The 20330-nt window shown below is 36.2% G+C and carries 23 protein-coding genes; all 23 read right to left on the reverse strand.

Translation table 11 applies throughout. The features are described 5' to 3' along the window. Positions 1–38 precede the first annotated feature (38 nt). Positions 39–494, reverse strand: a complete 456-nt coding sequence (locus ACYQ3D_RS04265) for a flagellar basal body-associated FliL family protein (RefSeq protein WP_459836588.1) — start codon at positions 492–494, stop codon at positions 39–41. Beyond that, positions 487–1218 carry a flagellar motor protein MotB gene (locus tag ACYQ3D_RS04270; protein WP_459836589.1) on the reverse strand — a complete coding sequence of 244 codons (732 nt, stop codon included), beginning with the start codon at positions 1216–1218 and terminating at the stop codon, positions 487–489. Before ACYQ3D_RS04270 ends, ACYQ3D_RS04265 begins: the two co-directional genes overlap by 8 nt. Then, the gene (locus tag ACYQ3D_RS04275) at positions 1205–2005 is read right to left on the reverse strand and encodes a motility protein A (RefSeq protein WP_459836592.1); all 801 of its coding nucleotides are present in this window, start codon (positions 2003–2005) and stop codon (positions 1205–1207) included. Before ACYQ3D_RS04275 ends, ACYQ3D_RS04270 begins: the two co-directional genes overlap by 14 nt. A gap of 17 nt (positions 2006–2022) precedes the next feature. Next, entirely contained in the window at positions 2023–2214 is a 192-nt protein-coding gene (locus ACYQ3D_RS04280) for a flagellar FlbD family protein (RefSeq protein ID WP_459836700.1), read from the reverse strand. 66 nt (positions 2215–2280) lie between these two features. After that, positions 2281–3507 carry a flagellar hook protein FlgE gene (locus ACYQ3D_RS04285; RefSeq protein WP_459836594.1) on the reverse strand — a complete coding sequence of 409 codons (1227 nt, stop codon included), beginning with the start codon at positions 3505–3507 and terminating at the stop codon, positions 2281–2283. Between the two features lie 66 nt (positions 3508–3573). Beyond that, positions 3574–3993 carry a flagellar hook capping FlgD N-terminal domain-containing protein gene (locus ACYQ3D_RS04290; RefSeq protein ID WP_459836596.1) on the reverse strand — a complete coding sequence of 140 codons (420 nt, stop codon included), beginning with the start codon at positions 3991–3993 and terminating at the stop codon, positions 3574–3576. A gap of 12 nt (positions 3994–4005) precedes the next feature. After that, entirely contained in the window at positions 4006–5376 is a 1371-nt protein-coding gene (locus ACYQ3D_RS04295) for a flagellar hook-length control protein FliK (protein WP_459836597.1), read from the reverse strand. Positions 5377–5394: 18 nt separating this feature from the next. Beyond that, positions 5395–5940, reverse strand: coding sequence for a MotE family protein (locus ACYQ3D_RS04300; protein WP_459836599.1), 546 nt, complete (start codon positions 5938–5940; stop codon positions 5395–5397). 11 nt (positions 5941–5951) lie between these two features. Next, positions 5952–6416 carry a flagellar export protein FliJ gene (gene fliJ / locus ACYQ3D_RS04305; protein WP_459836600.1) on the reverse strand — a complete coding sequence of 155 codons (465 nt, stop codon included), beginning with the start codon at positions 6414–6416 and terminating at the stop codon, positions 5952–5954. A 4-nt stretch (positions 6417–6420) separates the two neighbouring features. Next, positions 6421–7749: a flagellar protein export ATPase FliI gene (fliI, locus tag ACYQ3D_RS04310; RefSeq protein WP_459836602.1), complete on the reverse strand. Its 1329-nt coding sequence runs from the start codon at positions 7747–7749 to the stop codon at positions 6421–6423. Continuing rightward, the gene (locus tag ACYQ3D_RS04315; RefSeq protein WP_459836603.1) at positions 7736–8488 is read right to left on the reverse strand and encodes a FliH/SctL family protein; all 753 of its coding nucleotides are present in this window, start codon (positions 8486–8488) and stop codon (positions 7736–7738) included. Before ACYQ3D_RS04315 ends, fliI begins: the two co-directional genes overlap by 14 nt. Next, the gene (gene fliG, locus ACYQ3D_RS04320) at positions 8481–9488 is read right to left on the reverse strand and encodes a flagellar motor switch protein FliG (protein ID WP_459836605.1); all 1008 of its coding nucleotides are present in this window, start codon (positions 9486–9488) and stop codon (positions 8481–8483) included. Before fliG ends, ACYQ3D_RS04315 begins: the two co-directional genes overlap by 8 nt. Positions 9489–9501: 13 nt before the next feature. After that, positions 9502–11049: a flagellar basal-body MS-ring/collar protein FliF gene (fliF, locus tag ACYQ3D_RS04325; protein ID WP_459836607.1), complete on the reverse strand. Its 1548-nt coding sequence runs from the start codon at positions 11047–11049 to the stop codon at positions 9502–9504. Between the two features lie 30 nt (positions 11050–11079). Next, positions 11080–11376: a flagellar hook-basal body complex protein FliE gene (fliE, locus tag ACYQ3D_RS04330; protein ID WP_459836609.1), complete on the reverse strand. Its 297-nt coding sequence runs from the start codon at positions 11374–11376 to the stop codon at positions 11080–11082. A gap of 16 nt (positions 11377–11392) precedes the next feature. After that, positions 11393–11809 (reverse strand): flagellar basal body rod protein FlgC, encoded by a 417-nt coding sequence (gene flgC / locus ACYQ3D_RS04335; RefSeq protein ID WP_459836611.1) that lies wholly within the window; start codon positions 11807–11809, stop codon positions 11393–11395. Between the two features lie 2 nt (positions 11810–11811). Further along, entirely contained in the window at positions 11812–12216 is a 405-nt protein-coding gene (gene flgB / locus ACYQ3D_RS04340) for a flagellar basal body rod protein FlgB (RefSeq protein ID WP_459836612.1), read from the reverse strand. 208 nt (positions 12217–12424) lie between these two features. Then, on the reverse strand, positions 12425–13207 hold the full coding sequence (gene codY, locus ACYQ3D_RS04345; RefSeq protein ID WP_459836613.1) for a GTP-sensing pleiotropic transcriptional regulator CodY: 783 nt from the start codon (positions 13205–13207) through the stop codon (positions 12425–12427). Positions 13208–13340: 133 nt separating this feature from the next. After that, positions 13341–14729 carry an ATP-dependent protease ATPase subunit HslU gene (gene hslU, locus ACYQ3D_RS04350; protein ID WP_459836614.1) on the reverse strand — a complete coding sequence of 463 codons (1389 nt, stop codon included), beginning with the start codon at positions 14727–14729 and terminating at the stop codon, positions 13341–13343. A gap of 14 nt (positions 14730–14743) precedes the next feature. After that, positions 14744–15271 carry an ATP-dependent protease subunit HslV gene (gene hslV, locus ACYQ3D_RS04355; protein WP_459836615.1) on the reverse strand — a complete coding sequence of 176 codons (528 nt, stop codon included), beginning with the start codon at positions 15269–15271 and terminating at the stop codon, positions 14744–14746. A gap of 19 nt (positions 15272–15290) precedes the next feature. After that, entirely contained in the window at positions 15291–17363 is a 2073-nt protein-coding gene (gene topA / locus ACYQ3D_RS04360; protein ID WP_459836617.1) for a type I DNA topoisomerase, read from the reverse strand. Between the two features lie 37 nt (positions 17364–17400). After that, the gene (locus ACYQ3D_RS04365; RefSeq protein ID WP_459836618.1) at positions 17401–17901 is read right to left on the reverse strand and encodes a DUF494 family protein; all 501 of its coding nucleotides are present in this window, start codon (positions 17899–17901) and stop codon (positions 17401–17403) included. A gap of 22 nt (positions 17902–17923) precedes the next feature. Continuing rightward, entirely contained in the window at positions 17924–19063 is a 1140-nt protein-coding gene (dprA, locus tag ACYQ3D_RS04370) for a DNA-processing protein DprA (RefSeq protein WP_459836619.1), read from the reverse strand. A 257-nt stretch (positions 19064–19320) separates the two neighbouring features. Further along, positions 19321–20226 (reverse strand): VanW family protein, encoded by a 906-nt coding sequence (locus ACYQ3D_RS04375; protein ID WP_459836621.1) that lies wholly within the window; start codon positions 20224–20226, stop codon positions 19321–19323. Positions 20227–20330 lie beyond the last annotated feature (104 nt).

Genomic DNA, 20330 nt, shown 5'->3' on the forward strand with positions numbered 1-20330 from the left:
CTACCTATTTCCAAAGCACGAAATAATATATTAACCAACTATTGGACAATAAATTCTGTAAAGAAAACATTTGTAATCTTACCTTTCAATAAAATTTGGTTAACCTGCTCCATTACTTCTGTTCTTAGTTTTCTAGTTCCTTGATTAGAAGTGATCTGTTGATGATTTTTAGTTCTTAAGATAGAAATAATCCTATCTCTAACTTGTGGCTTTCGTTCTTCTATCTCGGTAACTGTCTCTTGATTACTGACTTCAAAAGAGATATTCATCTTAACATATTCTCTACCATCAGCTAAATTTACTAAAAACTGATCTAAATTAGTAGTTGGCCCTAATTTTTTATCTGCTGTAGCCTCTTCTGCTACTTGTTGGTTACTATTTAACCCACCAAACTGGAATAACATAAAATAAGATGCTCCACTAGCTAGTACTACTGAAAATAAAACTATTATTACTATTAGTATATAACTAATCCCCTGATTTTCGTCACTCATTAATTACATCCTCCTTCTTACCCTGGTCTTCCATCTTTAAAATAACAACATCCACTCGTCGATTCAAGGCCCGATTTTGCGGATTATTATTCGGATGAAGTGGTTTATACTTTGAGTAACCTGCTGCTGATAAGCGACTAGGATCAATATCATCCTTTTCTATAAAGTATCTAATTACATTAGTAGCTCTAGCTGTAGATAACTCCCAGTTAGTAGGGAATTTCGAATTATTAATTGGTAAATTATCAGTATGTCCCTCCACTGTTACCTGATTAGGAACTGTTTGGATGAAATTAGCTATCTGATTTAAAATCTCCGTAGCCTCTGGCTTAATATCTGCCTCGCCTAAACCAAATAACAATTTACCAGTAAATCTAATAGTTAAGCCTCTATTATCTACATCTAAATTAACTCTTTCTTGTAGGTTGTTATCTTCTATATACTTAGCTACTTTCCGATATAAATTATTAAGCCTTCTACTGACCTCTGAGCCATCCAATCCTTGATCAATCATCTTAGAGGAGGTAATAGTCTTACCTCCTTTTAAGACCCCTAAATTTCCTTGGAGTCCTTCCATCATAGTCTTAAATTTAGTCTTATCTACAGAAGAAAAAGAATATAATAAGACAAAAAAAGCAAGCAATAAAGTGATCATATCAGCATAGGTAGTTATCCAGTCTGCTCCACTATCATCATCTGCTTTCTGTTGCCTATCCCGTCGCATTAATATTCACCACTTCTTCCTCTTCTATTTGCGAGCGAGAATCAGGAGCTAAAAAGGCTTTTAGCTTTTCTTCTACAATCCGTGGGTTTTCTCCTGCTTGAATCGACAGGATTCCTTCAATCATTACTTCTTTAACTAAAATTTCTTCTTCACTTTTGACCTTTAGTTTTTCAGCCATAGGAACAAATACTAAATTACCTAGTAATGAACCATAAAAAGTAGTAATTAAAGCTGTAGCCATCCCACTTCCTAATTGGTCAGGATTATCTAGCTGACTTAACATCCCTATAAGACCAATTAAAGTCCCTATCATCCCAAAAGAAGGGGCCAACTCACCAGCTTTACTAAAAACTCCCCAAGTGATTGAATGACGCTCTCGCATAAAATCAAGCTCTGTTTCTAAAATACTCTTAATCAACTCTGGGTCAGTACCATCAACTACCAATTGGATCCCTTTCTGTAAAAATTCATCATCTAGTTGGTTACTTTCCTCTTCTAAAGCTAGTAATCCTTCTCGCCGAGCTTTTTCAGCAAAACTAACAAGTACCGAAATTACTTCACTTACTTCATCATTCCGACTAGAAAATACTATTTTTAATGAGAATAAAGCATCTTTTAGGTGATCAAAAGAATAAGCAAGGATTATTGCACCTAGAGTACCTCCAACTACAATCAAAGCCGAAGTAGCACTGGCATAAACTAAAATACTATTCTGTAACATCATCCCCATAACAACCAAGAATAGTCCTAAGATTAATCCTATAATTGATGCAAAATCAAGCTCCACAGTCTGACACCCCATTCCTATTCTGGCTTAACCTGAATCCTCCGTTTATAAGCAACTACTTTAGCAATCACCTCATCAACTGTTTCTTTAACAATCAGTTTCTGGTCAGTTGTTAACGTGATTACTGTATCTGGCGTAGCCTCTACAGTCTTAATCAATTCGGCATTGACCACCAACTCTGAATCATTTAATCTGCTTAGTTTGATAATCACTTATCAACTCCTATATAGACCGAATTCACAACGAGGAGAGAATTCTCTCCTCGTTATCACTCATTAACGTTTAAGATTAACTAATTGTTGGAGTATCTTATCTGAAGTTGAGATAGTCTTCGAGTTAGCCTGGAAACCACGTTGAGTAGTAATCATCTCCGAAAACTGGCGGGATAAGTCCACATTGGACATCTCTAAAGTCCCAGCACTTAAAGAACCAAAACCACCTGTATTAGGACTTCCTATCTGGGCCGGACCTGAGTTATTAGAAGTACTAAACATCGTATCGCTATCCTCATTTAATCCACCTGGGTTATTAAAATCAGCTACAGCAACCTGACCTACTGTCTGCCGTTTACCATTATCATAGAAACCAGTAATCTCACCTGATTGGCCTATCGAAAATTTTTCTAAAGATCCGGATTGATAACCATCAATGGTATCTACATCAGCTGTCATATCGCCAGCTTGTTGAGTCATTTGAGTGAAATCTAAAGTAACTTGTTGACCATCTCCTCCACCACCAGCAGGGTCAAATTCTAAAGTAGATGTTCCTCCAGCAGTCACATTACCATCACTATCAAATTCAAGTGTACCACTATCATCATCAACATTATCACTATCAGAAACATTAGTTACCTCATAACTCCATTCATTAGGATTACTATTCTTGGTAAAATCTAATTCTACAGTATGTTCACTACCTTGCGAATCATAAACATTCATAGTGGTAGTTCTTGTATCATCTTCTGCAGCATTACCATCCAAATTGCCAGCGTAAGTTACCTCAGTTGTAGCATTGGCATCCATATTCTGTTTTAAAGTAATATCTTCTAATTCACCATTAGTATCAACATTCCCACTAGCATCAGCCTGCCACCCTTGTAATCGATAACCATTAGTCGAATTAACCAAATAACCATCTTTATCAAAGCTCATAGAGCCAGATCGAGTATACTTATTAGCCCCGCCATCATTAAGCACAAAGAAACCATTTCCTTGAATAGCAAGATCAGTATTACGACCTGTCGACTTTAAGTTACCTTGGCCCATGTCTTTATCAATACTACCTAGAGTAGTTCCTAAGCCAATTTGTTTAGGGTTTGTTCCCCCTCGATCATCCTGGGGAGCTGAAGCACCTTGGATTGTTTGACTCAGCATTGTCTTAAATGTAGCTCGACTGCTTTTATAACCAGTTGTATTAACATTGGAGATATTATTACCTACAATATCCATTTTATCCATATGAGCCTGCATTCCGGAGACACCAGCGTACATTGACCGTAACATAATTTGACCTCCCTGATTAGTTTACAGTTTACAATTTACAGTTTACAGTTGATAATACTAATTAACCTACTTCTCTGCCATTACCTCTTGAATATTATTCATAGCATATTCCTGACCACCAATTACTACCTGCGGATCAGAATCATTCATCTTGACTTTAGAAACCTTACCAGTTAGTTCTTGGCCAGTTTCACTATTTAAGACTTTTACTTTTTTACCTACTAAGTTACCAGCTTGAGATAACTGTTGATGCTTCATAAACTGGGACATATTATTATTTAAACTCTGCATCTGTTGGAGAGAGTTAAACTGTGCCATTTGGCCCATGAATTCTTTATTCTTCATCGGCTCCATTGGGTTTTGGTTCTGTAATTGACTGACTAATAATTCTAGAAATTCCTCTTTTCCTAAGTCACTTTGTTGGAGACTTGTCTGCTGACTAGGAGTCGAACTACTTGTAGCCTGACTAGACTGAATAGAATCCATTCTACTACCTCCTTACACTACATAATCAACATCATCACTAGCTAATAATTCTTCTTGAGTTTCCTTAACTTCTCTTCCTAAAACTTCTGTTTCTAACTGATCACTTTCTTCTATTTCAGCTAGTGATAAATCAAATTCTTCGTTAGTTTCTTCCTCAAAGTCAAATTTATGCTGTCGGTTACTATCACTATCTTCAAACTGTTGTTCATTAAATTTTTCTTCTTCGTGACTAACTGATACTTCAAGTTGTTCTATCTGTAAATCCTTTTGATCTAGGGCTGCTTTCAGTTGCCCTAAATTACCATCTAGTAAGTCTTTAACATTACTATTTTCGGTCAGTATTTTAGCTGTCATAGTTCCATTATCCAAACCTAGCTTAATCTGTAACTTACCTAGTGATTTAGGCTCTAACTGCAGAGTAATCTTATCTCCTGCTTTCTTAGCTGATAGGTTACTTTTCTCAGTTATTTGTTGGAGAAAATCCTTAAACTTTACTTGCTGATTATTAACAACTACTTTACTCTTATTATTTACTGTCTGGGCAGTCTTTAAATTATTAACTATCAGATCTAAATTACTTTCTCCTTTAACCTTTTGCTGCAAATCACTAGTTCCTGCTTTTTCTTTACTAGTCAATTCGGATCGGAGACTGGTTTTTAGTTGCTCTAGTTGTTGGTTTAAATTTTTGGAAGACGATTTAAACTTAGCAGTTGACTTCTTAGGTGATTCCTTAGTTACTTGTTGTCGGGCCAACTTTCTATCTGAACGATCATTCTGCTGACTAGTTTTATTTAAATTTACTACTTGTCCATCTAATTTAGTTAATAGTTTATGTAACTTAGCAGCATCTTGTTGGGCTTGCGAGCCTAAAGTGAATTTCTGATCTACTTTTTTTAATCCCTGTAATAAGGATTTTAGCTGCGAATTGAATTGCTTACTGTCCCAGTTTGCTTGTTGCTTGTCTATCTGCAACTGCTGTCCTAAAAGCTTAGACTCTCCATCTGATTTAGCTAAATGTTTATTTAGCTGTTGTAACTGTTGTTTTAAATTTTGTAATAATTCCTGATTGATTTCTTGATTATTAGCTAATAACTTGTTCTTTAGTTGGGAATTTAAATTCTGGAGCAGACTGACTAACTCCTCTATAGCAGCTTGGTCTAACTCTTCGCCCTTTTCTTTCTTAGCCAATAACTTCTGTAGTTTGTTATCTTCAGCTTCAGTCTCAGTTGCCTGATCTATCTTCTGTTGTAAAGAAGACAGAAATCCATCGGCTGAATCACTAGTCTTTTCTGCAGACTGACTTCCTTTCGAAAAGCTAGACTGCTTGCTAGCTTGCGCAGTATCCATTTGGGCCAAATTAGTAACTTGTGCTCCTATCCCCACTTGCTATCTCACCTCCTCCTAACGAGATAATTCGGTAGAAATCTCGACTGCTACTTCAGTAGGCATTAACTCTAAAATCTCAGCTACATTCTCCTGGTCCATTTTTTCTAAAATATCTATTGTTAACTTAGCTTTCAGTCCAGATAGGATATTAGCAGCCTTTTCCTCTTCCATACTACTATAAATTTCAGTTAAATTTGCAACTTTCTGATTATAATCCTGTTGTTCACTCTCTTGTTGGCTTAACTCCTCCTGAAGACTATTAATTCTTTCCTCTCGTTGATCAATTGTTGTTTTAGTTTTTTCTAATTCCTCTAATAGCTGTTTATTCTTTCGTTTCATTTCCTCTAACTTACTATTGACTGTCTCCAATTCCTGTTTTAGCTTTTGGTTCTCCTCTTGGGAGACAAGGTACTTTTCAATTGCAGGTATCCTCTTTAGTTGTTGGAGGCTAGTAGTTTTTAATTCTGCCCAAGTAAATACTTCCACTAAATCTAATAGATAAAGAGTTGACCCTGCTAATAAGATAAGCACTAGAAACCCTGATAATATTTTTTTCATCATCCAATATCCTCCTAGCCTAACCCAGAAGAACTAGTCCCATGGTGGTTAAAATTATTAATGGCTATTTCATCATCTAGTTTTTGTCTTTGCTGCAGATATTCTTCTTGGTATGACTCATATTGTCTTTCCTTTAATTTAGATAATACCTTCCGCTGTTTAACTTTCTCTAATAGCCGTTGTTGACAATCAGCCACTTGTTCCTGCCAATATTCCAACTGTAAAGCTAATTCTTCTATTTCGCCTTCCAAATAAGTAATATAATTACGATATCTCTCTAATTGCTGAGCAGTAATCCCTTGCTGACTAGCTTCATTTAACTTCTGATGCCACTTTTGCTTGTCAGTTTGTACTTCAGCTAATTCCTCTTTAACTTCATTATAGCTGCTTTTTAACTCAAATAATTCCTTTTCTAAAGCCTGTTCTTCCTGCTCTCTTAAATCCAATAAAGACTGTAGGCGAAATTCAAATTCTTTCATTTAATCACTCTCCAGCAAAGATATTAACTAGCCAATTAACTGTTTCTTGATAACTACTACTTTCCGCAATCCCCTGCTGTAAGAAATCATTTACCTCATTTAATTTCTCTAGTGCATAATCCAACTCGGGGTCACTGCCTTCTTCGTAAACACCTAAATTAACTAGATCCTTTGATTCTTCGTAAGTAGCTAGTACTTTCCTTAGTTGATTAGCAGCCTGTTGGTGCTTATCAGCTACAATATCATCCATCACTCTACTAACACTTTCTAAAACATCAATAGCTGGATAGTGATTTTGGGCTGCTAGCTCGCGAGATAAGACAACATGTCCATCTAAAATACTCCGCACAGCATCAGCAATTGGTTCGCTCATATCATCGCCTTCTACTAATACTGTATATAAACCAGTAATCGTTCCGGATTCTCCTGCTCCAGCTCGTTCCATTAGTTTAGGTAAGATAGCAAAAACAGAAGGAGTATACCCTCTAGTTGCTGGAGGTTCTCCTACTGCTAGACCTACCTCTCGTTGAGCCATAGCAAACCGAGTTACTGAATCCATCATTAACATTACATCATTGCCTTGATCTCTAAAATATTCAGCAATACTAGTAGCTACCAAAGCTCCTTTTAATCTGACTAAAGCTGGTTGGTCTGACGTTGCTACCACCACTACAGATTTCTCTAGCCCAGCTGGACCTAAACTTTCTTCTATAAACTCCCGGACTTCTCTACCTCGCTCACCAATTAAAGCAATTACATTAATATCAGCATCAGTATTGCGGGCAATCATACCTAATAAAGTACTTTTACCTACACCACTACCAGCAAAAATTCCTATCCTCTGTCCTTTACCACAAGTTAATAAACCATCTAAACTTCTGACTCCTAAAGATAAAGGTTCAGTAATTCGCTGTCTAGCTAAAGGATTAGGTGGTTCATTCTCTACTGAATAATTAACACCAGATATATCAAGTTCAGACTCTGCTAAAGGATCTCCTAAACCATCTAGCACCTGACCTAATAAATCTTCACTAACTTCTACTTGCAGTGAATCTCCAGTAGCAAATACCTTACAACCAGGACTAATCCCCTTCATCTCTCCTAAAGGCATTAATAAAATATTATTTTCTTTAAAACCTACTACCTCAGCTTGAATAGGGTCTACATCAAATTTAGGTTGGATCAAACATAACTCACCTAAGTGGACAGTTGGCCCCTTTGATGCAATAGTTAAACCTACTACTCGTTTAACCTTTCCAAATCTTCTCTTAGTAGAGGTCTTTTCTATTGCAGCCAGTAACTTATCCTGGGCCAACATCTTACTCATTATCATTCACTGTCCTTAATTCTTCTTCAATCTGGGCCAGCTGAGAGGAGATAGTAGCATCAACCCCACCAAAGTCAGTTTCTATAATACAACCACCTAAGTCAATACTTTGGTCAGTAACCAATTCTATCTCTTCTAGATTGCTAGTTTTGATTAATTCTTCTTTAGCTGTAGATAATACTTCTAAGTCCTGGGGATTGATTCTAATCTTAACTTCTTTTTCTTCTTCAATCGCCAGCAAGGCATCTTTAACTAGATCCAAAATTAAACTATCATCCAGACTAAGTTCTCGGTTAATTACTTGTCTACTAATAGCAGTCACTAATTCAAGCACCTCGCTGCTAACTTGGGCCAATTCTTCTTCTACTAACTGAGAAATAGTAGCAGACTTCTCCTCTAACTGAGCCATAAATTCTTTAAACTCAGCCACTGCTTCCTCCTGGGCTTCTTGTTGGCCCTCCGCAAAGCCTGCTTGGTAACCCTCTTTGTGAGCCTGCTCCTTAGCTGCTTCTATTTCCTGTTGCGCTTGCTGAGTAGCTTCCTGTTTAATCTCTTGCGCTTCTTCTTTGGCTTGAGCAATTATCTCGGCTGCTTTTTGTTCTGCCTGAACTATAATCTTCTCGCTTTCTTCTTGTTGGTCACTAGCAGTTACATCTTCCTGCGAAGCTTCTTCTTGTTGTGAGGAATGAGAAAAATCAAACTTAGTTCCTGTTTTAATTTGGTTAGACTTAATTACATTACTCAATTACCTCATCTCCTCCCCCACGATCAATCACAATCTCTCCTTCTTCTTCTAATCGTCTAATTTCATTAACAATCTTTTGTTGCGCTTCATCCACATCGCTAATTCTAACTGGACCTAGATATTCAATATTCTCTTTTAACATTTCAGCTGCTCGTTTAGACTGGTTACTATAAATTTTCTCTCCTACTTCATCATTAGAGCCTTTGAGTGCTAAGGCTAGATCATCAGTATCAACCTGACGTAATATCATCTGAATATCCCGGTCAGTCAATAGAGTAATATCCTCAAAGACAAACATCTTTTGTTTAATTTCTTCTGCTAATTCAGGCTTATCATTATCCAGATCTTCTAAGATTTGTTTTTCTGTACCGCGATCGGATAAATTTAAAATCTCTACAATAGAATCAAGACCTCCAGCTTGGGAATATTCATTCGTCATTAAAGAAGATAACTTCTGTTCTAAGACCCGTTCTACTTCCCTAATCACATCAGGCGAAGTCCGCTCCATAAGAGCAATCCTTTTCGCCACTTTAGTCTGTTTTTCTTCCGACAATCCAGACATAATACTAGCTGATTGTTCAGAATCCAGATAAGCCAAAATCAAAGCAATTGTCTGCGGATGTTCATTTTGAATAAAGTTTAATATCTGATCTGGGTCAGTCTTTCTTAATTCATCAAAAGGCCTAACTTGTAAAGAAGCAGTTAAGCGATTAATAATATTATTAGCCTCTGATTCACCTAAAGCTTTCTCTAGTACTTCCTTAGCATAATCCATACCACCATGACTAATATAATCATAAGCTACACACATCTGATGGAACTCACCTAAAACCTCTTCCTTAACCTCAGCTGGAACTTTATCTAAGTTAGCAATTTCTAGTGTTAACTCTTCAATCTCTTCATCATCTAAATGTTTGAAAATCTCTGCTGAAGTATCAGGACCTAAAGATACCATCAAGATAGCAGCCTTTTGCTTACCAGATAAATCTTGTGGTTGCACATTATAGCCTCCTTTATTCTTCTAGCCAACTCTTGATCAGTTCTGCTATCTCTTCTGGCTGGTCATAAGCCAGATTACGCAATTGGCGCTGTAGTTTTTGGGCTTCCTCTTCTTCATCAGTTAATTCTTCAGTAGCAGCATATTCTTCCGTTGCCTCATCTGCTACATAATCGACTTCTTGCCCAGGTTCAACTTCCTCTTCGTCACTACCTCTTCTTCTATATAATACAAAAGTAATAATTAAGATCAAAGCTCCTATTACAGCTGCTAGAAGCAATAAAAAATCTTGACTTAGACTTGTCTCAGCAGTCTTAGACTGATTGATTCTCTCTTCTAGACTATTATCAAACTCCATCCCTACAACTCTAATAGTATCACCACGTTCTTCATTATAGCCAACAGCTGCTGAGACTGCTTCGCTGATTGACTCTTGTCTTTGTTGGTCTAAATCTTGATTAACCATCACAGAAACAGATAATTGTTCTAAATTACCAGGGGCTTGTACATATTTGGTGATCTTTTCATTAATTTCATAATTAACAACTGATTCAGAACTCTCTCGACTCTGTTGTTCAGTGTTATCCATCTGATACTGTGGTACATTAGAAGTAGTTCCGGGTGCTCCTTCTGGTTGACTAGAACTTCCTTCCTCGCTTTCCTCTTTAACTTGCTCACTACGAACTATGCCCTCATCATCAACTACTGGTTTATACTCTTTACTTTCTACATTTCGTTGATCAAAATTAAGATCAGCATTAACTTTAACCACAAAATTATTGATCCCTAAAACTTTAGTTAACATCTCATTTAAATCTTTTTCTATCTCAGATTCAAATTTATTTTGGACTTCTAATTGTTGATAACTAGACTTACCATCTTGATTTTTTTCTTCTAGTTGAGCGGATAATAAATTCCCTTCTGTATCAACAATTGTTACTTGAGCAGGTTCTAAGCTATTAACACTACTAGCTACCAAATTAGCTATAGATTGGACTTGATTTTTAGCTAATTCTTGGTAACCATCTAGCTCTAAAAAAACAGATGCTTTAGCTGGCTGTTCTCTATCCTTATAAATACTATTCTCAGCAGGAGTAATCTGTACTCTAGCATAACTAATATTATCAAATTCTTTAATAGTTCGTGATAATTTACCAGATAAAGCGCGATTATAATTGACTTTCTGTTGGAAATCAGTAGTTCCAATCTGGTTTTGATCAAATAACTCAAAACCAGTTGTGCCTCCTGCCGGCAAGCCATCATTAGCTAGCTCCAATCGTAATTGATGAACGTTTTGTTGGGGAACTAAAATAGCTGAACCCTGATTTTCTAATTTATAATCAACTTGTTGTTCCTTTAACTTTTCTACTATAGCACCAGCATCTTTATTAGATAAATTATTAAATAAGACCTCATAAGCGGGCTGGCTAGCCCAACTAACTAAAATAGCTATAGCAATAATAGTAGTTACAACAGAAATACCAATAATAATCTTAGTTTTTTTATCCAGTCCTGTCCATAACTGTTGAATCTGTTCTTTAAATTCTGCCCAACTATCAACCATATTTACACCTCAATCCTAGTCCCAGTTCTATCACACTCGCATCCTCATAATCTCCTTATAAGCATCGACTGCTTTATTTCTGACTGCTGTTGTTAGATCTAAAGAAGTCTTAGCTTTTTGAGAAGCTATCATTACCTGGTGAATATTTTCTGTTTTGCCTAAAGCTAAATCTTGACTAGCCTGATTAGACTGCTGTTGGAGGTGATTAACCTGTTGTAAAGAATCCTGTAGTATCTTCTTAAAAGAAGCATTATTTTTCTTAGTATCATCTGTCAATTGTTTATTAAGTTCAGTTAAGTTAGAATTAGCTAGTTTATCAACCTGCATTTATTCTTCCTCCTTTTTATCCTAGTTTTAAAGCACTGCGAGCCATCTTTTTAGCTGAATTCAAAGCAGTTACATTAGCTTCATAAGATCTAGTAGCAGAAATCATATCTGTCATCTCAGAAGTGGTATCTATATTAGGCATCTCTACATATCCTGCTTCATTAGCATCAGGATGATTAGGTTTATGTACTAATTTAGTAGGTTGATCACTTTCTTTTATTCCAGTAACTTCTACCCCGCCTAGTCGTTGCTTATCTTGATTTAATTGATCATTTAATTGTGCTTTAAAAACAGGTATCTTCCGGCGATATGGACCTCCATCTTCAGTCCGAGTTGTATTAGCATTAGCTAAATTGCTAGAAATAGTATTCATCCGCAATCTTTGGGCTGTTAATCCGGAAGCACTAATATTAACTCCGGTAAAAATCCCCACTATTATTTACCTCCTTTTTTAATTACATTCTGTAAACGATTGAATTGATTACCTAACTGCTTACTAACTGTCTGATACTTGATAGTATTCTTAGCTAAATTAGCCATTTCAGCATCTATATTAACATTATTACCATCTTTTCTTACTTTAGTATCTTCTTCAGTAGCCATTTTAGGTTCTACAGAGCTAAGATTACTCTTATGTAAAGCTATATGACTTTTATTAGTTACTGCTAACTGATTCTTATCTTCTATAGCAGATTCCAATTGTTGTTTAAAATTAACTTGTTTTCTTTTATAATTTGGCGTATCAGCATTAGCAATATTATTACTAATTGACTGATGTTTCTTCTGTAAGCCATCTAATGCTTTTCCTAATACGCCAATGTTTGTTCCAAATAACTTCATCTCAGACCCCCTATTCATTGCTGTTATGTCTAGAACTTCATATTTATAAATTCAATATCAAATTTAAAATACCCTGCAAAATATTTGATTTTATTTAACAATATGGTGAATAAAACATTAAATTGTCGAAAATGAACATAAACCTTATCCTTAAATAAGTAAATAAACATAACAAAAGGTGTGGCAAGCCACACCTAAAAAAACTATATCAATCTAAATTTTCTAATTCTTCTAACAAATAATCATTCAAAATTTTAATGTGAGTTCCCTTCATCCCTAGGGACTTAGTTTCAATCACTCCAGCACTTTCAAATTTACGTAAAGCATTAACAATTACTGACCGTGTAATTCCTACTCTATCAGCAATTTTACTAGCTACCAGTAAACCCTCTGTACCATCTAGCACAGCAAATATATGTTCTACTGCCTCTAATTCAGAGTAAGATAAAGTATCTAACGCAATCTGAACAGCTGCTTTCTTTCTAGCTTCTTTCTCTCGTTCTTTACTCTTTAATCTCAACATCTCCATCCCTACTACAGTAGCACCATATTCAGCTAATAATAAATCTGAAGAATCAAATTCTTTATCAAATCTAGCCAAAATTAAAGTCCCTAATCTCTCTCCTCCACCATTGATAGGTACAATAGTTGTCAATTTATGCTTGAATAAACAATCTTCTTCCTCTGTAAAAACACAAGCTCCATGCTTTTGTTCATAATTCGATTGGGTATGGTAGATTCCTAACAACCAATCATTATATTCAGCCGGAAAAACATCCTGACTAATTACTTCCTGTAACATTATATCACATTCAAACTCATCAACTAAACTATAACCTAAAATTTCTCCCTCTTGATCAACTAAATAGACATTGGCAGCAATAGATTCTCTCAATACCTGAGCCATCTCTGCAAAATCAACTGCTTGACCACCAGCTGATCGTTGGATTAATCTATTTATTTTGCGGGTCTTAGTAAGTAATTTTTCCATCCTATGTCCTCCTTAATATCCACTCTAAATCACACACAACTATTAATTTACCATAAATGATACTAACTCCCATATAAAGATTATACCTGAGTTTTATTTTAATTTCAAATCAGACCACTCTTCTGGCTTGAATTTAAAGGATATACTTACTTAAATCTTTATCTGCTACTACATCATCTAATTTGTCCTTCACATACTCCCGAGTTATCTCTACTTTCTTTTGCTCTAATTCTGGTGCTTCAAAAGAAAGATCTTCTAGTAGCTTCTCTATGATAGTATGTAGTCTTCTTGCTCCAATATTTTCTGTCTGTTCATTGACTTGATAAGCAATATCTGCTAATTCATCAATTGCTTCAATAGTAAATTTGATCTCCACATCTTCAGTTGCTAATAAGGCTTTATACTGCTTAGTTAAAGCATTTTCTGGCTCAGTTAAGATTTCTTTAAAGTTTTCTTGAGATAGATTATTTAGCTCCACTCTAATTGGAAATCTACCTTGTAACTCAGGAATTAAATCAGTTGGATTTGAGACATGAAAAGCACCCGCAGCAACAAATAAAATATGGTCTGTCTGGACAGTACCATGCTTAGTATTAACTGTTGAACCTTCGACAATTGGCAAAATATCTCTTTGGACGCCTTCTCTAGATACATCCGGATTAGAACCTGCTTCTTGACCAGCTATTTTATCAATTTCATCTAAGAAGATAATCCCTGATTCTTCCACTCGCTGAATAGCTTCCCGACTAACTTTATCCATATCTATTAACTTCTGAGCTTCTTTCTCTTTAAGAATTTCTCGGGCCTCTTCTACTGATACTTTTTTAGTTTCTTTTTGGTTAGGGAACATCCCGCCAAAAATATCCTGAAAATTAACTCCTAATTCCTCCATTCCTGAGCCAGAAAAGATCTCAACCATTTGGGAATTAGTCTGCTCTACTTCTATTTCAATCATTCTATCTTCCAGTTCACCGGCCTGTAACTTACGACGTAACTTTTCTCGACTGCGTTTAAGTTGTTCATCTTGTTCACTACTAGTACTAGAAGTTGTATCGTCCTCTTGATTTCCAAATAATCCCTGAAAAGGATTATTAGACTGATCTTTAGGCAGCGGTAATAGTATATCCAAAATTCGTTCTTCAGCCAACTCAGCTGCTTTATCTGCTACTTGTTCCATTTTTTCCTGTTGGATCATTCTAATCGAATTCCGCACCAAATCTCTAATCATTGATTCCACATCTCGGCCCATATAACCTACTTCTGTAAACTTACTTACTTCTACTTTAATGAAAGGAGCCTGGGCCAACTTAGCTAGTCTACGAGCTATTTCTGTCTTTCCTACCCCAGTAGGGCCAATCATTAAAATATTCTTAGGAATCACTTCTTCTCGTAAATCAGTAGCCAACTTCTTCCGCCGGTAGCGATTTCTAAGAGCAATAGCTACTGACTTTTTCGCTTCGTCCTGCCCAACAATATACTTATCTAACTGATCAACTATCTCCTGTGGAGTCAAATCCTTCATTAACAGTCCCCCTTCTAAATTTCTTTTACCGTAATATGGTCATTAGTATAAATACAAATGTCAGAAGCAATCTGTAATGACTTATTAGCTATTTCTGTAGCAGGTAAATCAGAAGAATCAATTAAAGCTCGCGCTGCAGCTAAAGCATAAGAACCTCCAGAACCAATTGCTGTCACTCCATCATCAGGTTCAATGACATCTCCAGTACCAGAAACAACCAATAATGAATCTTCATTAGCCACAATCAATAAGGCCTCTAACTTTCTTAACATCTTATCTGTCCGCCATTCTTTAGCCAATTCAACTGCTGCTCGCCTTAGATTACCATGAAACTCCTCTAACTTACCTTCAAACTTCTCAAATAAAGTAAAAGCATCAGCTGCTGTACCAGCAAAACCAGCCAGCACCTCGCCATCATGTAACCGTCTAATCTTACTTGCACTATGCTTCATAACAGTATGTTGCATTGTCACTTGACCATCACCAGCTAAAGCAACTTGATCATCTTCTTTAACTGCAATTACTGTTGTTGCCTCCATCATTTCAATCTCCTCCTTACAATCACTCCGTAATTTCGTAATCACAATCCTCAGCAATACAAAACCGCTTAATTTCTTGCTTAGTCTTCTTTTCTACTAGGAAATTACCACACTCAGGGCATTCCTCATCTACTGGCTGGTACCAAGTCATAAACTCACACTCAGGATAATTACTACAGCCATAAAAGACACTACCTTGTTTACTCTTTCTTTTGACTACATCACCATCTGCACACTCAGGACACTTAACTCCCATTTTTTCTAATAAGGGTTTAGTATTCTTACAATCAGGAAAACCTGGACAAGCTAAAAACTTACCATACCGCCCGTGTTTAATTATCATATTCCGCCCACACTCTTCACAAATAACATCTGTTTCTGGTTCTGGAAACTCCACTGGTTCCATATTTTCTCTAGCTGCTTCTAATCGCTGCTGAAAGGGAGTATAAAACTCATCCAATACCTGAACCCAATTACTATCTCCAGCTTCAATCTTATCTAGCTCTGCTTCTAGTTGAGCAGTAAACTCTATATTAGTTACATTAGGAAAGTGCTCGATTAATAATTCGTTAACTATTTCTCCTAACTCAGTTGGTTTAAACCGTTTATTTTCTTTAGTAACATAACCTCGTTGTTCAATAGTACTGACTATAGAAGCATAAGTGCTAGGCCGACCAATTCCTTGCTGCTCTAAAGTCTTAACTAATTTAGCTTCACTATATTTAGCTGGCGGTTGAGTAAAGTGTTGTTCCGGAATTACCTCGGCTAGCTCCACAGCTGCCCCTTCTTCTAACTCAGGCAAATCTGTATCTTCCTTACTTTGTTTGCTACTATCTACCTCTAAAAAGCCAGCAAATAGTTGCCGAGAGCCATTAGCTCTTAGCCAGTACTTAGTTCCTTTAACATTTATTCGTAGAGTTTTATAAACTGCCGGAGTCATCTGACTAGCTACAAAGCGTTCCCAGATCAATTTATACAATTTATACTGCTCGTGATTTAAATAATCCTTAACTTCCTGAGGCGTCCTAGTAACAGAAGTTGGTCTAATTGCTTCATGAGCATCTTGGGCTCCTGACTTACTTTTGTAATCAGGAGGATTATCAGGTACATAATCACTACCTAAATTAGCAATTATATAATCTCTAGTATCCTCTTGCTCTTCTTGCGAAACTCTAGTTGAGTCAGTTCGCATATAAGTAATCAAACCTACTGTTCCTGCTGCTCCTAAATCAATTCCTTCGTATAATTCCTGAGCTAGATACATTGTTTTTTTAGTGCTAAAGTGTAAGTAGGTAGAGGCTTGTTGTTGTAAGCTACTAGTAGTAAAAGGTGGGGCCGGATTTCTTCTTCTAGTTCCTTCTTTTATCTTAGTAACCTGCAGCTTCTCTTGCTCAAGTTCAGCTATTACTTCCTCAGTTTCTTCCTGGCTATTTAATTCATACTTTTCCTCTGCAACCCGGTATAACTTAGCAGGAAAAGTCTCTTGCTGATCTACTGTTAGTTCTGTTTCTAATGTCCAGTACTCTTGCGGTTCAAATTCTTCAATTTCAGCTTCGCGCTGACAAATAATTTTGACAGCTACTGACTGCACTCGACCAGCACTTAACCCTTTTCTTACTTTCTTCCACAGTAAAGGACTTAACTTATATCCTACTAATCTATCCAAAATTCTTCTTGCTTGTTGAGCATCTACTTTATCCTGGTCAACAGGTCGTGGTTCATTTAAAGCAGCTTGAATTGCTGTTTTAGTAATCTCATTGAATTCTATGCGACAATTACTAGTTCCATCTATCTCTAAAGCCCGGGCCAAGTGCCAAGAAATCGCTTCCCCTTCTCTGTCAGGGTCAGTTGCTAATAATACTTTATCGCTTTTTTTAGCTACCCGCTTTAGTTTTTGCAAAATCTCGCCTTTGCCCCGGATGGTAATGTATTTAGGGTTAAAATCATGCTCCACATCAACTCCTAATTGACTTTTAGGCAGGTCTATTAAATGACCCATAGATGCTTCTACATTATAGTCAGTCCCTAAAAATTTACTAATAGTTTTAGCTTTAGCTGGTGATTCTACAATTACTAAGTTCTGGTTATTAGCCACTATTACCCCTCCATTAAACAACACTTAAGCATTCTATTTAATGAGCGTATTCATCTGTCTGAGTATTTATAACCTTAAACTCGGGAATTTCTTCTGCTATAACTGCTAATTTATACTGATCATCAACTACATCTTCTATAATTTCCCAGAAATCCATAGCATCAAGTTCAGGCTTACGATGAGCAATAGAGCTAGCTAACACTATTTCTAATTCTTCACTAGTTATTACTTCTAGAGTATCAAGTTTAATAATAATCCCTTGCACATGGAGATTAAATTTGAACTTCTCCCTGATATCAAGAATCCGTCGTTTATTAATTTCACTAGAAGTAATAGATTCATTTTTACTGCTTACTTGATCTACATCTATTATATCCGAAGAAGAAAAAATAAATTCAAAAGCCTGGTTTATATCATCTAACTTATATCCTTCTTCTTGTAAAGAATTAATCAAACTCGCTTCATCTGGCACCTCATGGTTGCCTTTCAACAACTTCTTTACTAGTTGACTAATTATTTTAAACACCCTAGGATTCATTACAAAGCCCCTTTCTATAAAATTATACTTTATCAGTTGCTAACTTAAAATTTCTCCCAGGCAACTGTTGGACCACATCCTTAACCTCTAACTCCAGTAAAGTTGAATTTAATTCAGCAGAACTAAGATCCAAGTTAGCTACAATAGCTTCAAATTGCTGCGGGGTAAGAGATAACTCCTGACAAACCTTTTTTTCTCTAGCTGATAAAGAAGTAGGTAAGTCACAAGTAGTAGCTGAATCACCATTAACAAATTTTGGCTGTTCAGTGTAATCCTCCAAAGAAGAACTAGTAGTATCTAAAGTTAACTCTTCTATAATATCATCAATATCCTGGACTAGTTTAGCACCTGTTTTAATTAAATCATTAGTACCTACACTCTGGTCTCTAGTTATATCTCCCGGAATAGCAAACACCTCTCTACCTTGCTCTAAAGCAAGGTTAGCAGTGATTAAGGAACCACTTTTTTGGGCTGCTTCAACTACAATAGTACCTATTGCTAAGCCACTGATAATTCGATTACGAACAGGAAAATTATGTGCTTCAGGTGCTACACCTAAAGGAAAAGAAGACACCAAACTTCCTTGAGTGATTATCCGCTGAGCTAGTTCTTTATTCTCAGCTGGATAAATAGTATCCAAACCAGAACCTAAAACCGCTGCAGTAGTACCTGTTTGTAAAGCTCCCTTATGTCCGGCAGTATCTATTCCATAAGCTAATCCACTAACAATAGTAATCCCCATCTGGGCTAAACGATGTCCTAATCTGTTTGCTACTTGTCGCCCATAACTTGTACAATCCCGAGAACCCACAATAGCAATACAAGGCTTTAATAAACTAGATATATCTCCTTTATAATACAATACAGGAGGGGGATCATAAATCTCCTTTAGTAATTTAGGATAACATGTATCATTAAGCGTTACAACCTTAACCTGGAATTTTTCTAATTGCTGAAGCTCTTGTTGACTATTAAATTGTTCCTTAGCAGTCATAATCTTAGAACTAACCTGCGGGCCAATTCCCGAGATATTATATAACCCTTCTTTATCAGCCTGCCAAATTCCTTTAGCATCCCCGAAATAATTCAGTAACCTCTTGATTTTAATAGGTCCTAAACCAGGCACTTTAGTTAACCAAATCCAGTATAACTGATCCTGCATAATCAATCTCCTTTCTTTTATATCAGCTGTGTGCTATGAGCTATGAGTCGTGAGCCAATTCACTACGAAAAGTTTTTGTTGAAACTTGTAGCGATCTTCACGGAGAGTCCAAAGGACTCATAGGAATTCAAAATCATAAATACAGTTCAAACATCTTGGAATATAGGGGGATAAAAATTTAGTCTTTGAGTTTTAAGATTTTGATTTAGCTCATAGCACACGACTCATGACTCACAACTAAGGGCACGTAAGTGCCACTATAAACTATTATACTTACTAACCACTTCAATCACATATATCACAACATAATCATCAATCAACTCTGTCCTAATAATAATCGGTTGCTGTTGATTATTACTAAATTTAAAATCTTTTCTCCCCGGCACTACAGTAGCATCCTGACCAGCAGGTACATAATTAACTTGCTTGCTGTGGTGATGGCGCTCTACTATCTTTAAGCCTGCCTTCGCCACTGCCTGATAGAGAGTAGAAGAAGTCTGACAAATACCTCCGCCTGGCTTAGAAACATATTCCCCCTGACTAATAATCGGCGCTGGTTGGTAGCCTTTGTCCACAGTAGGTGCCCCGATAAGTTGATTAAAAGAAAATACCTCACCTGGCGGTAGATAAAAATGATTAATCTTCTCTAAAGATAATTCAATATTTTTTCTGCGATTAGGTTTATCAGCAGCTAAAGCAGTAGTATAATGGCCAATCAACTGACCTTTAACCAGTTGTGCTTTTTCTTCCACATAAAGCCTAAAAGTCTTTTTTTCCTCTAAGATATCCTTAGTAATAGTTGGTTTAATAGAAGTATAAACTAGCTCGACCTCTTGTTGAGCATTAGCTGTCACCAACTGTTGTATAGTAGCTATAATATTTAATTCCCTTCCGGATTGAGCGGGAATAATTTCATTAGAATAAATAAAAGCAGGTTGTGGTGACCTATCTTTCCTCGGAGCTAATTTAGTTAACAGTTCACTAATCTGTTGTTGACTTAAATCACCAACTTGTTTCCCGGCAATAGTTACTCCCTTATTTATTTTTAACTCTTCTTTAGTAGGCTCACTAAACCAATAACCTTGTTCTACTGAATAACCTACTAACACAATAACTAGTAAACAACTAACCAGTAATAGTTGCGTAGTTACTTGTTTATTCATTTTCTCTCCTTCATTTAACAGTGATATGTATTTAGTATTAGTTGGAAAAAAAGTAAATATGTATTTTAATTATAGTTAAAAAAAATAAATATACTTTACATATA

Source organism: Halanaerobaculum tunisiense (assembly GCF_054657635.1).